Source organism: Salegentibacter salinarum, assembly GCF_900168115.1.
Classification (GTDB): domain Bacteria; phylum Bacteroidota; class Bacteroidia; order Flavobacteriales; family Flavobacteriaceae; genus Salegentibacter; species Salegentibacter salinarum.
Genome location: NZ_FUZC01000001.1, coordinates 615,519 through 628,227, shown reverse-complemented (window position 1 = coordinate 628,227; position 12,709 = coordinate 615,519). Strand labels below are relative to the sequence as shown.

Sequence of the window (12,709 nt, the reverse complement as noted above, 5' to 3'; positions counted from 1 at the left end):
TGCTGAATTCTCACAATAAATCTTGTTTCAACCATAGGCTCATACACTGTTTCACCTATGTCTGTGAGATCTCCCGCGGTAAGACATATCACTTTCATTCCATATATCCGCATCATCTACACCCTGATCTCCGTATAGCTTTAGGACTTCGCTTTGTATGGCAAGCTCATCCAGATCAGCTATGCCTTATATGATGTTCGTGTTCCTCGGACCGGAACTTTGCCGCAGGCTTCCTTCAGATTCCACCTCACGATGGACACCCTTGCCTTTGGCTAATGATAGGTAGCTATAAACCCCCATAACGGACTTGCACCGTCAAGTGATATGCCATGCACGGCACACCATAAAAAATCCCAAATTCAAAAAGAATTTGGGATTGATTTCTTCTTATTTAAGGAAGTTTTATCCTTTTACACTCGCTGCAAGATATTCACGGTTCATACGCGCGATATTTTCGAGCGAAATCCCCTTAGGACATTCAATTTCACAAGCTCCTGTATTACTACAATTTCCAAATCCTTCTTCGTCCATTTGTCTAACCATCGCTCTAACACGCTCTGTAGCTTCTACGCGCCCCTGCGGAAGCAAAGCATACTGAGAAACTTTAGCTGAAGTAAACAGCATAGCACTCGCATTTTTACAAGCAGCTACACAAGCTCCACAACCAATACAGGTTGCCGCATTAAAAGATTCATCTGCTTTTTCCTTTTCAACAGGAATTGTATTCGCATCTACGGTATTTCCAGAAGTATTTACCGAAACATATCCCCAGGCTTGCTGAATCCTGTCAAAAGCAGTACGATCTACAATAAGGTCTTTTATTACCGGAAAAGCTTTTGCACGGAAAGGCTCTATATAAATGGTATCACCATCTTTAAAAGAACGCATATGCAACTGGCAGGTAGCAATTAATTTATCGGGGCCGTGAGGCTCACCGTTAATTTGCAAAGAACAGGAACCACAAATTCCTTCACGGCAATCGTGATCAAATTCAATAGTGTCTTCTCCTTTTTCTACCAACTGCTCGTTAAGAATATCCAGCATTTCAAGGAAAGACATATCCCCGTCTACTCCATCTATAGGGTAATCTACTATTTTTCCTTTAGCAGTGGCATTTTCCTGACGCCATATTTTTAAGTTAAGCTTCATATCTTAAAAGTATTGAGTAGTGAGTATTTAGTACCGAGTTTTTAACCCAATACCGAAATCTCAAATCTATTTATAACTTCTTGTTTTCAATTCTATATTTTCAAATACTAGGTCTTCTTTGTGAAGAACAGCATCTGAAGGTTTTCCTTTATATTCCCAGGCGGCAACATACCTAAAGTTCTCATCGTCCCTTAAAGCTTCACCTTCTTCGGTTTGATATTCTTCCCTAAAATGACCCCCACAAGATTCATCTCTATGTAAAGCATCTTTAGCGAACAATTCTCCTAGCTCAAGGAAATCGGCTACTCTGCCAGCTTTTTCAAGCTCGGCATTTTTGGAAGCTGCACTTCCCGGAATTTTCACGTTTTTCCAGAAATCTTCTCTTAAAGCAGAAATTTCTTCAATCGCTTCTTTTAAGCCTTCAGCATTACGAGCCATTCCGCATTTATTCCACATAATTAATCCTAATTCCTTATGATAGGAATCTACCGATTTCTTACCGCCGGCATTCATCAATTTGTCAATTCGCTCTTTTACGGCTCTTTCGGTTTCTTCAAATTCAGGTGAATCTGTAGGAATTGCTCCGGTACGAATATCTTCTGATAAATAATCTCCAATAGTATAAGGCAATACAAAATATCCATCTGCCAGCCCCTGCATTAATGCTGAAGCACCAAGCCTGTTAGCCCCGTGATCTGAGAAGTTTGCTTCTCCTGCAGCGTAACAACCCGGAATGGTAGTTTGTAAATTATAATCTACCCAAAGTCCGCCCATAGTGTAGTGAACAGCAGGATATATCATCATTGGAGTTTCATACGGATTCTGGTCTACGATTTTCTGATACATATCGAAGAGGTTTCCATATTTAGCTTCTACTACTGCTTTTCCTAATTTCACAACTTCTTCTTTCGAAGGATTTTTATGACCAGAGGTAAAAGCTTTTTCTTTTCCGTATCGCTCAATCGCGTTAGAGAAATCCAGGTAAACTGCCTGGCCAGTTTTATTTACACCATAACCGGCATCGCAACGCTCTTTGGCTGCTCTGGAGGCAACATCCCGAGGTACCAGGTTCCCAAAAGCAGGATAACGACGCTCTAGGTAATAATCTCTGTCTTCTTCTGCAAGCTCGGTTGGCTTTTTCTTGCCGGCCCTAATGGCTTCGGCATCTTCTTTTTTCTTTGGCACCCAGATTCTTCCGTCATTTCGAAGTGATTCAGACATCAACGTAAGTTTAGATTGATGATCTCCTGAAACCGGAATACAGGTAGGGTGAATTTGTGTATAACAAGGATTCGCGAAATATGCGCCTCTACGGTGTGCTCTCCAGGCGGCAGTCACATTACTTCCCATCGCATTGGTAGAAAGGAAGAAAACATTCCCATACCCACCGGAAGCCAATACCACGGCGTGAGCCGAGTGGCGTTCAATTTCGCCGGTAATCATATTTCTGGCGATAATTCCGCGGGCTTTACCATCTACCAATACCAAATCCATCATTTCGTGACGGTTGTAAGGCTTGATCTTTCCACGGTTAATCTGGCGGTTCATTGCTGAATATGCTCCTAGCAATAACTGCTGTCCTGTTTGTCCTTTGGCATAAAAAGTACGGGATACCAAAACCCCCCCAAAAGAACGGTTATCTAAATAACCTCCATATTCACGGGCAAAAGGAACTCCCTGAGCCACACATTGATCTATAATATTTCCGGAAACTTCGGCTAAGCGATAAACGTTTCCTTCCCGGGAACGGTAATCACCACCTTTTACTGTATCGTAAAACAGGCGATAATCAGAATCACCGTCCCCCTGGTAATTTTTTGAAGCATTTATACCTCCCTGTGCCGCAATTGAGTGCGCACGTCTTGGAGAGTCCTGGTAGCAAAATGTTTTCACATTATAACCTAATTCGGCAAGAGTTGCAGCTGCAGCTCCTCCGGCAAGACCTGTTCCAATAACAATAATATCAATATTACGCTTATTGGCCGGGTTTACCAGGTTAATATCGTTTTTATGATTGGTCCACTTTTCTGCGAGAGGCCCTTTAGGTATTTTTGAATCTAAAACTGACATAAATCTTACGTATTAAAGGTTATTAATATAGTGAAAAAGGGCTATAAAAATAAATCCTAGTGGTATGATGATCGCATAAACCTGAGTGAATCCTCTAAGACCTTTGGCGTATTTATTTCTCCAACCAACGGATTGAAAAGAAGAAGAAAAACCGTGATAAAGGTGAAGGGCTAAAAATACAAATGAAACCACATATAATATTGTTCTAACCGGGCTCTGGAATTTTGCTATTAACTCTTCATAATAACGAGCAGTATCTTCTGGATGCGACTCAATATATTTATGAATCATTTCCGGAAACCAGAAATCGTAAAAGTGTAGCGCTAAAAAAGCCAATACTACAAGACCGGTATAGATCATATTTCTTGAGACCCAGCTGGAATTTGCATTTCCGGCAAACTTCACATATTTTATATTTCTTGCACTTCGGTTTTTCGCTTCAAGGATAAAACCCATTACAAAGTGAAAAATAACTCCAAAAATTAAAACCGGCTGTAATAAAGCCTGTACAAAAAAGTTAGTTCCCATAAAATGAGAAACTTCATTAAACAAGTCTTTACTAAATACTGAAAGAAAATTAATGGTAAAATGCTGAGCTAAAAATAAGACCAGAAAAAGTCCCGATAAGGCCATAGCAACTTTTCTTGCTATGGTTGAATTTAGAAATCCACCCATTGGTTTGATTATTTTATAGAAATTTAACAGCAAAAATACATCTCAAAAGAGTTACTCACAAACTTTGAGATGTAAATTACCTGCTATTTAGAACTAATACAAAGAAGTTTAATATTTGTTGAATTAAATAATAAAGAAATACCAGGATAATTTTTAAAAGAATATTCAACCTGATAATTATCACTCTATCCCCAATTTTACAAAAACTTAACGGGAATTGAGCTAGCTTTTTAGTAATTTCAGGGGTTAGAATTTCACCACTAATTCATAGATTTTAATGGCTTTTATAGACTACTACAAATTGCTGGAATTAGATAAATCTGCCAGCCAGGCCGATATCAAAAAGGCATACCGAAAACTGGCCAGAAAATATCACCCAGACCTCAACCCCAACGATAAAGAAGCGCAACTCAGGTTTCAGCAAATAAATGAAGCTAACGAGGTGTTGAGCGATCCCGAAAAACGAAAAAAATACGATCAATACGGAAAAGACTGGCAACACGCTGATGCCTACGAAGAAGCCAGGAAACAGCAACAAGCATCGGGTGGAAGAGCCTATTCTGGTGGAGGTTTTGGCGGATCCGGATTTGGTGGTGGCCAGGCCGGTGGATATTCTTATTCAGGAAATTTTGATGATGATACTTTTTCAGACTTTTTTGAAGAAATGTTTGGCAGCAGTGCAAGAGCTCAGGGATCTGGCCGTGGCAGGCATTATAAAGGCCAGGATTTTAATGCTGAACTTCAGCTAAACCTAAGTGATGTTTATACCAGTCACAAACAAACCCTCACCGTTAACGGAAAAAATATTCGGTTAACCATTCCGGCGGGAGTTGAAAACGGACAAACCATTAAAATTAAAGGCCACGGCGGGCCAGGCGTCCAGGGTGGACCAAAAGGCGATCTCTTTATCACTTTTAATATTGTAAACAACACAAAATTTAAAAGGGAAAAAGAAAACTTATTCACTACGATAGAAATTGATTTTTACACAGCTTTGCTTGGCGGGGAAATTACCGTAGATACTTTTAGTGGAAAAGTAAAATTAAACGTAAATCCCGAAACCCAACCCGGGACCAAGGTGAAATTAAAAGGAAAAGGTTTTCCGAAATATAAAAAGGAAGGCCAGTTTGGTGATTTAATTATCACTTACAACATAAAAATACCTACCAACTTAAGCAACCGGGAGAAAGAACTGTTTAAAGAACTTCAAAAATTACGCTCATGAATTTAGAAGATTTAATCCCCACCGATGAGATTTGTTCCCGATATAAAGTGGAACGAACTTTTGTAAGCTCCCTTTACGAAAGCGGTTTGATTGAAATCGTGACCGTAGAAGAAACTGAGTATGTGCACTGCGATGAAATTTCAGAATTTGAAAGATTAAGGCGGTTACATTACGACCTGGATATCAATGTAGAAGGCCTGGAAGCGATTCAACATTTAATTAGGCAGGTAAAAATATTGCAAAAACAAAATCGCAAGCTTAAAAACCGGTTAGGTTTATATGAATAATGCGAGAACTTTTTACTCTCTTAGATATTGATAACTTTGCAAAACAATAAAAACCAGAGATACTGTTTTCAATGGTTATGTATCGTCAAGCTGAACTTGTTTCAGCTTCTAACTTTTTCTAATTTCCCCAAACTTAGATCCTGAAATGAATTCAGGATGACGCCTTAAATAACTTTTAAGACAGTCTCTTCATAAATAATAATATGAGATACGATCAAATAGACAGTAAATTATTTATAAAAAACCGCAAAAGCTTTATGGCCGGAATGAAAGCCAACAGCCTAGCAGTTTTTAACGCCAATGATATTTTCCCGATTGGTGCCGACAGTACAATGCCCTTTCAGCAAAATCGGGATTTATTCTATCTAAGTGGTGTAGACCAGGAAGAAGCGATCTTGGTACTTTTCCCCGATGCTCCAAAACCCGAGCATCGTGAGATCTTATTTTTAACTGAAACCAATCCGCATATCGCGGTTTGGGAAGGTGCGAAATTAGATAAGGAAAAAGCCCTAGAAGTTAGTGGTGTAGAAACTGTTTACTGGCTTCAAGATTTTGAAAAGATCTTTTTTGAAGTGATGTCGCAATGTGAAACGGTATATTTCAATACGAACGAACATTACCGAGCCAATGTACAAACAGAAACCCGGGACGATAGATTTATAAAATGGTGTAAGGAGAAATATCCTGCACACCAGGTAGCGAAAAGCAATCCTATTTTACAGCGGTTACGTTCAGTTAAAGATCCTGTTGAATTGGATTTAATGCAAAAAGCCTGTGATATTACAGAAAAAGCGTTCCGCAGAGCCCTGAAATTCACAAAGCCTGGAGTTTGGGAACACGAAATTGAAGCCGAATACTGGCACGAAATGATTAGAAATCGCAGTCGCGGATTCGCTTACACTCCAATTATTGCCAGCGGGAATAATGCAAATGTGCTACACTATACCGAGAATAATCAACAATGTAAAGAGGGAGATTTAATCCTCCTGGATACCGGTGCAGAATATGCCAATTATTCCAGCGATATGACAAGAACTATTCCGGTTTCCGGGAAGTTTTCCGATCGTCAGAAACAGATTTACAAAACGGTAAACAAGGTAAAGAAAGAAGCTACAAAATGGTTGGTACCTGGAACTATTTGGGCAGACTACCATAAAGAAGTCGGTGAATTAATGACCTCAGAGTTATTGGATTTAGGTTTGCTGGACAAAGCCGATGTTCAAAACGAAGATCCAAAATGGCCAGCCTATAAAAAGTATTTTATGCACGGTACAGCGCATAACATTGGATTAGACACCCACGACTACGGGATTTTAACCGAACCGATGAAGCCGAACCAGGTTTTTACCGTAGAACCGGGAATTTATTTGCCCGATGAAGGCTTCGGAATTCGCCTGGAAGACGATGTGGTAATCCAGCCCGAAGGCGAGCCTTTCAACCTGATGCGCAATATCCCAATTGAAGTTGAAGAGATTGAAGAGGTTATGAATTCTTAATTGAAGAATATTTACAATTAGCTTAGTATGTTTTACCGTCAAGCTGTCCCGATACTTCGGGTTATTTCAGCTTCAAACATGAGACTAACAAGAATTATATTAGACCCTGAAAACCAGTTCAGGATAACGAGTTAAAATCAAAAGCCACGAACCCATTTGAAAATTCGTGGCTTTTTCTATTTTAAGCATTAATGAAAATAACCTATAAAAACACTCAAATTTCGTTTACAAGCCAGGGAACCGGTAATCCGCTGGTGCTTCTTCACGGATTTTTGGAATCGAAAGAAATATGGAAAGATTTCGCCGAAGAACTTTCGGTTAAGCGACAAGTAATTTGTATAGATCTTCCCGGTCACGGCGAATCGGGGAATATATCAGAGGTTCACAGCATGGCAGAAATGGCTGAAACAGTGAAGTCGGTTTTAGATGAGTTGGAAATTAAAAAAGCATCGTTCGCCGGTCATTCAATGGGCGGATATGTGAGTTTGGAATTCCAAAATATTTTTCCTACCATGTGCAACAGTCTGGTGCTGGTAAATTCTACCCCGCAAGCAGATTCTGAAGAACGAAAAGCAAATCGCGACCGCGCGGTCGCTTTGGTTCTAAAAAATAAAAGGGCTTTTGTGAGTATGGCGATCTCAAATTTATTGACGCCTGAAAATAATAAGATATTCAAATCTCAAATTGAAGAATTAAAAAATCGCGCCCTTAAGTTTTCTACTGAAGGAATCTACGCGGCTATCAAGGGTATGAAAATTCGTACAGATCATACCGGGCTTTTTGCAAAATTTAATGGACAAAAAATTATCATTGCAGGAAAACAAGATTCTGTTATGGATTTTAACACAATAAAAGCAATAGCTATACGTTGTGAAAGTGAGTTTGAAAGTCTTCCTGGTGGGCACTTAGCTTTCTTGGAAAATAAAGATAACCTCTCGAAAATTTTGCATTTTATCGATTAATTTTAACTTTTTATCGAAAGTTTAACTTTTTTTTATACTTTAGACTTTCAGAAACAAGAAAATCAAGCTTTTATGAAAGATAAAAACCCTACAAGATTTTCGTTCGGAAAGGTTTTTTGCAGCATTTTCGGACATAAATTACGTGTATCTAAAAATGTTACCGATCACGTACACGAATACAAATGCGGGAAATGTGGTATGGAAATGACCGATACCGCAAATGGCTTTCTGGCTCGCCTAACCCCAAAATTTAAAGAAACCAACGATTATATTTCTAAAATTCATCAAAAAAGAAAGCGTAAACATTATGCCCACGCTTCTTAAATTTTTCGGAATTAAAATTCCGAAAGTTTATTCCTTTTTCTCAGAATTTTCATTTTTATCTTCCATAGAATTCCAGCCTCGTGCAATTAATGGCAATTTCTGATTAGCACGCGTTATTAAATGCATTCCTTCTTTTTCCTCTGTCATATGTCCAATAACGCTTAAATTTGGATTTGCTTTTATTTTATCAAAATCATCCTGGGAAATAGTGAAAAGCAATTCGTAATCTTCACCACCGCTCAAAGCAATAGTGGTACTATCTATATCAAACTCCTCGCAAACCGAGATAACAGCAGGATCTAACGGAATTTTTTCTTCATATAAATTCGCTCCAACCTGCGAGTTTTTACACAAATGAATAATTTCAGAAGAAAGTCCGTCGCTAATATCTATCATAGAAGTTGGCTTTACTCCAAGCTCTTTCAGCAAAGGCGCTATGTCCTTTCTGGCTTCAGGTTTTAACTGTCTTTCAATTAGATAAGTATAAGGATCAAGATCGGGTTGGGCATTCGGGTTCGCTTTAAAAACCTCTTTTTCACGCTCTAAAATTTGCAATCCCATATAGGCCGCACCAAGATCACCGGTAACCACTAAAAGATCATTAGGTTTTGCCCCGCTTCGGTAAACAATATCCTCTTTTTCGGCAATGCCAAGCGCAGTAATACTAATTAATAATCCTGAAGTTGAAGAAGTAGTATCCCCACCAACTACATCAATATTGTATAATTTTGCAGCCAGCTCAATTCCGGAGTATAATTCTTCCAGAGCTTCTACCGGAAACCTATTGGAAGCCGCAATAGAAACGGTAATTTGAGTAGCTTTTGCATTCATTGCGTAAACATCTGAAGCATTTACCATTACGGCTTTATAGCCCAGATGTTTAAGAGGCATGTAGGCCAGATCAAAATGAACACCCTCCACCAAAAGATCGGTAGTAACTATGGTGTGTTTATTTTCAAAATTTAATACCGCAGCATCATCACCAATTGCTTTTACGGTTGAAGAAAGTTTGGGCTCAAAACCTTTGGTAAGGTGATCTATTAAGCCAAACTCACCTAATTCTGAAAGGTTTGTACGCATATCCTGACTATCCTGAAACATAACTAATTATTTTAATTTGCAAAATAACTGAATATTATTCAACTGCCATTATAAAGATAGGCATAGATTAAAAAAACGACGGTTTACTTATTTCAGAAAGAATTGAAATTAAATACTAAATGCCTTAATTTTCAGTTATTTAAAAGCAAGTGACATTTCAAAAATTAGAATTGGCAGGACTTATCAATGTATTCTTAAAACATATACTAGCGCTATGGTAAACCGCTTGTTTTATAGTATATTTGTACCCAATTTAGAATTAATCTTTTTAAGCTATGATAAAAGTAAGCGAAAGCGCTAAAAAAAAGATTGCCGCACTTATGAGTGAAGAGGGTTTTGACAATTTGCAAGACTTTGTTCGTGTAGGTGTAAAAAGCGGAGGCTGCTCCGGTTTGTCCTACGAATTGAATTTTGACAAATCTAAAGCCGAAGACGACAAACTTTTTGAAGACAACGATATAAAAATAGTAGTAGATAAACGCAGTGTTTTATACCTGGCGGGAACCGTTTTAGAATTTTCCGGCGGATTAAACGGCAAGGGATTTGTATTTAATAATCCAAACGCCCAAAGAACCTGCGGATGCGGAGAAAGTTTTTCTCTGTAATTAATTAGAAGGAACAAAATTTAAAAACAAGAATTTTAAACATTGTTCCTTAAATAATTTTAGAAAAAATTGAGATGGCATATACTGAAGATGATTTAAAAAAAGAGCTCGAAACGAAAGAATATGAGTACGGGTTTTATACCGATATTGAATCGGATACATTTCCCGTGGGATTAAATGAAGATATTGTTAGAGCGATCTCCAAGAAGAAAGAAGAACCCGAGTGGATGACTGAATGGCGACTTAAAGCATATCGCCACTGGAAAACCATGAAAGAACCTGAATGGGCTAACGTACATTACGAAAAGCCTAATTTTCAGAATATTTCTTACTATTCGGCTCCTAATAAAAAACCGAAATACGAGAGTTTAGACGAAGTAGATCCTGAATTGCTGGATACCTTCAAAAAACTTGGAATTTCGGTAGACGAACAGAAAAAACTTGCCGGTGTTGCCGTAGATGTAGTTATGGATTCTGTTTCAGTTACTACAACTTTTAAAAAGACACTTGCTGAAAAAGGAATTATTTTCTGTTCAATTTCAGAAGCAATCAGAGAACATCCGGAGCTTGTTAAAAAATATATTGGTTCAGTAGTACCTACAACCGATAATTTTTACGCGGCATTGAATTCCGCAGTATTTAGTGATGGTTCGTTTTGCTACATTCCAAAAGGCGTTAGGTGCCCAATGGAACTTTCAACGTATTTTAGAATTAACCAGGCCGGGACAGGGCAATTTGAGCGTACGCTTGTAGTTGCAGAGCCCGGGAGCTATGTTAGTTACCTTGAAGGTTGTACTGCACCAACCCGTGATGAAAATCAATTACACGCGGCGGTAGTAGAGTTAGTAGCTTTAGACGAGGCGGAAATTAAATATAGTACTGTTCAAAACTGGTTCCCTGGAAGTAAAGAAGGAAAAGGTGGGGTTTACAATTTTGTAACCAAACGTGGAATTTGCGAAAAAGGAGCGAAGATTTCCTGGACACAGGTTGAAACCGGATCGGCAGTAACCTGGAAATATCCATCCTGTATTTTAAAAGGAGATAATTCTATTGGTGAATTTTATTCAATCGCGGTTACCAACAACCACCAACAGGCAGATACCGGCACCAAAATGGTTCACCTAGGTAAAAATACCAAGAGTACCATTATTTCTAAAGGTATTTCTGCAGGACAGTCGCAAAACTCCTATCGCGGACTCGTGCAAATAAACGCCAGAGCCGAAAACGCACGTAACTTTTCCCAATGTGATTCCCTTTTAATGGGAAATAAATGTGGCGCGCATACCTTCCCGTATATTGAAGTTAAAAATAAAACCGGGCAGGTAGAACACGAAGCTACCACCAGTAAAATTGGGGAAGACCAGATTTTCTACTGCAATCAGCGTGGTATTGATACCGAAAAAGCTATTGCACTTATCGTAAACGGTTTTAGTAAAGAGGTATTGAACAAATTGCCTATGGAGTTTGCTGTGGAAGCACAAAAACTATTAGAAATTTCCCTTGAAGGATCTGTAGGATAAAAAGGGAAAATGAAGATTGAAGAAATGAAGAAGTTTTTGCTAATTCTTACTCTTGCTGTTACGGCTTTTTCCTGCCAGGACGAAGGCCGCCAGGATCTTATGAACCAGCCTGAAACAGAAAAAGTTCCCGATAGCATTCAAACGCTAACCGGGGAATTCATCTATGCCGGCGATGCAGCAATTTTAAGAGGAACCGATTTTGTTTACGGGGTCACCATAGACTCTATGTCCAAAGTACTGGCCGAACAGGTACAACCATTTCAGAAAGAAGAATTTGATATGGTTCCGGTAAGAGTTAAAGGAAAAATTGTTCCCAACCCAAGACAGGAAGGCTGGGACGAGAATATAGAAATAAGAGAAATTATAGAAATTCTGGAGTCTGAGAAGGCTTTAGAAAATCAGGAAGAAGAATAATAAACCAATCCCAAATTTTATTCGGGATGCATACAGATAATTTATGCTAAAAGTAAAGAATTTACACGCGAGTATAGAAGATAAAGAAATCCTTAAAGGAATTAATCTTGAAATTAATCCGGGAGAAGTTCACGCCATTATGGGACCTAACGGTTCAGGAAAAAGTACACTTTCTTCGGTAATTGCCGGGAAAGAGGAATTTGAACAAACCCAAGGAGAAATACTTTTTGAAAACACAGAGATTTCAGAAATGGATCCTGAAGAAAGAGCTCATAAAGGTATCTTTCTTTCTTTTCAATATCCGGTGGAAATTCCCGGAGTTTCAGTTACAAATTTTATGAGAACAGCAATCAATGCTCATAGAAAAGCCAACGGACTCGAAGATATGCCAGCAAATGAAATGCTGAAAAAGATTAGAGAGAAATCCGAAAGTCTTGAAATTGACCGTAAATTTTTGTCAAGATCTTTAAATGATGGATTTTCAGGTGGAGAAAAGAAAAGAAACGAGATCTTTCAAATGGCAATGTTAGAGCCAAAACTGGCTATTTTAGATGAAACCGATTCAGGTCTGGATATTGACGCGCTTAAAATTGTTGCCGATGGAGTGAACAAATTAAGAAGCAAAGACAACGCAGTATTGCTTATTACTCACTACCAGCGTTTACTTAACTATATTGTACCAGATGTTGTCCACGTAATGATAGATGGTAAAATAGTAAAATCTGGCGGCAAAGAACTTGCACTCGAGCTGGAAGAAAGAGGTTACGAATGGGTTAAAGCTGAAAAAGCGATCTAATAACTTATTTCGAGAAAAGTAAGAAAAGCTATTTTAGTCTTTTAAAGACTGGCCAAGTTTCCCGCCTATGCGGGAAAGACAAAAT

General features: G+C 38.5%; 13 protein-coding genes. 9 read left to right on the top strand and 4 right to left on the bottom strand.

Annotated elements, in window-relative coordinates; genetic code table 11:
- Positions 1–402: 402 nt before the first annotated feature.
- The 3 genes from B5X53_RS02805 to B5X53_RS02795 all read right to left on the bottom strand — a co-directional run bounded on the left by B5X53_RS02805 (position 403) and on the right by B5X53_RS02795 (position 3,894).
- Positions 403–1,149 carry a succinate dehydrogenase/fumarate reductase iron-sulfur subunit gene (locus B5X53_RS02805; RefSeq protein WP_079711699.1) on the bottom strand — a complete coding sequence of 249 codons (747 nt, stop codon included), beginning with the start codon at positions 1,147–1,149 and terminating at the stop codon, positions 403–405.
- Between the two features lie 66 nt (positions 1,150–1,215).
- Positions 1,216–3,219: a fumarate reductase/succinate dehydrogenase flavoprotein subunit gene (locus B5X53_RS02800; protein ID WP_079711698.1), complete on the bottom strand. Its 2,004-nt coding sequence runs from the start codon at positions 3,217–3,219 to the stop codon at positions 1,216–1,218.
- 12 nt (positions 3,220–3,231) lie between these two features.
- Positions 3,232–3,894 carry a succinate dehydrogenase cytochrome b subunit gene (locus tag B5X53_RS02795; protein ID WP_079711697.1) on the bottom strand — a complete coding sequence of 221 codons (663 nt, stop codon included), beginning with the start codon at positions 3,892–3,894 and terminating at the stop codon, positions 3,232–3,234.
- A gap of 277 nt (positions 3,895–4,171) precedes the next feature.
- Here B5X53_RS02795 and B5X53_RS02790 point away from each other — a divergent pair, with 277 nt between their 5' ends.
- The 5 genes from B5X53_RS02790 to B5X53_RS02770 all read left to right on the top strand — a co-directional run bounded on the left by B5X53_RS02790 (position 4,172) and on the right by B5X53_RS02770 (position 8,188).
- Positions 4,172–5,119 (top strand): DnaJ C-terminal domain-containing protein, encoded by a 948-nt coding sequence (locus B5X53_RS02790; RefSeq protein WP_079711696.1) that lies wholly within the window; start codon positions 4,172–4,174, stop codon positions 5,117–5,119.
- A complete protein-coding gene (locus tag B5X53_RS02785) occupies positions 5,116–5,406 on the top strand; it encodes a chaperone modulator CbpM (RefSeq protein ID WP_079711695.1) in 291 nt (96 codons plus the stop codon). The genes B5X53_RS02790 and B5X53_RS02785 overlap by 4 nt, the downstream gene beginning before the upstream one ends.
- Positions 5,407–5,609: 203 nt before the next feature.
- Positions 5,610–6,902, top strand: coding sequence for an aminopeptidase P family protein (locus B5X53_RS02780; RefSeq protein WP_079711694.1), 1,293 nt, complete (start codon positions 5,610–5,612; stop codon positions 6,900–6,902).
- A 191-nt stretch (positions 6,903–7,093) separates the two neighbouring features.
- The gene (locus B5X53_RS02775; RefSeq protein WP_079711693.1) at positions 7,094–7,864 is read left to right on the top strand and encodes an alpha/beta fold hydrolase; all 771 of its coding nucleotides are present in this window, start codon (positions 7,094–7,096) and stop codon (positions 7,862–7,864) included.
- Positions 7,865–7,936: 72 nt separating this feature from the next.
- Positions 7,937–8,188, top strand: a complete 252-nt coding sequence (locus B5X53_RS02770) for a hypothetical protein (protein ID WP_079711692.1) — start codon at positions 7,937–7,939, stop codon at positions 8,186–8,188.
- A 27-nt stretch (positions 8,189–8,215) separates the two neighbouring features.
- Here B5X53_RS02770 and thiL read toward each other — a convergent pair whose 3' ends face one another.
- Positions 8,216–9,289 carry a thiamine-phosphate kinase gene (thiL, locus tag B5X53_RS02765; protein WP_079711691.1) on the bottom strand — a complete coding sequence of 358 codons (1,074 nt, stop codon included), beginning with the start codon at positions 9,287–9,289 and terminating at the stop codon, positions 8,216–8,218.
- Between the two features lie 275 nt (positions 9,290–9,564).
- Between thiL and B5X53_RS02760 the strand changes: the two genes are divergently transcribed.
- The 4 genes from B5X53_RS02760 to sufC all read left to right on the top strand — a co-directional run bounded on the left by B5X53_RS02760 (position 9,565) and on the right by sufC (position 12,624).
- Positions 9,565–9,894 carry a HesB/IscA family protein gene (locus B5X53_RS02760; RefSeq protein ID WP_079711690.1) on the top strand — a complete coding sequence of 110 codons (330 nt, stop codon included), beginning with the start codon at positions 9,565–9,567 and terminating at the stop codon, positions 9,892–9,894.
- Between the two features lie 74 nt (positions 9,895–9,968).
- On the top strand, positions 9,969–11,414 hold the full coding sequence (gene sufB / locus B5X53_RS02755) for a Fe-S cluster assembly protein SufB (RefSeq protein WP_079711689.1): 1,446 nt from the start codon (positions 9,969–9,971) through the stop codon (positions 11,412–11,414).
- A gap of 9 nt (positions 11,415–11,423) precedes the next feature.
- Positions 11,424–11,828 (top strand): hypothetical protein, encoded by a 405-nt coding sequence (locus tag B5X53_RS02750; protein WP_079711688.1) that lies wholly within the window; start codon positions 11,424–11,426, stop codon positions 11,826–11,828.
- Positions 11,829–11,871: 43 nt separating this feature from the next.
- Positions 11,872–12,624: a Fe-S cluster assembly ATPase SufC gene (sufC, locus tag B5X53_RS02745; RefSeq protein WP_079711687.1), complete on the top strand. Its 753-nt coding sequence runs from the start codon at positions 11,872–11,874 to the stop codon at positions 12,622–12,624.
- Positions 12,625–12,709: the final 85 nt, after the last annotated feature.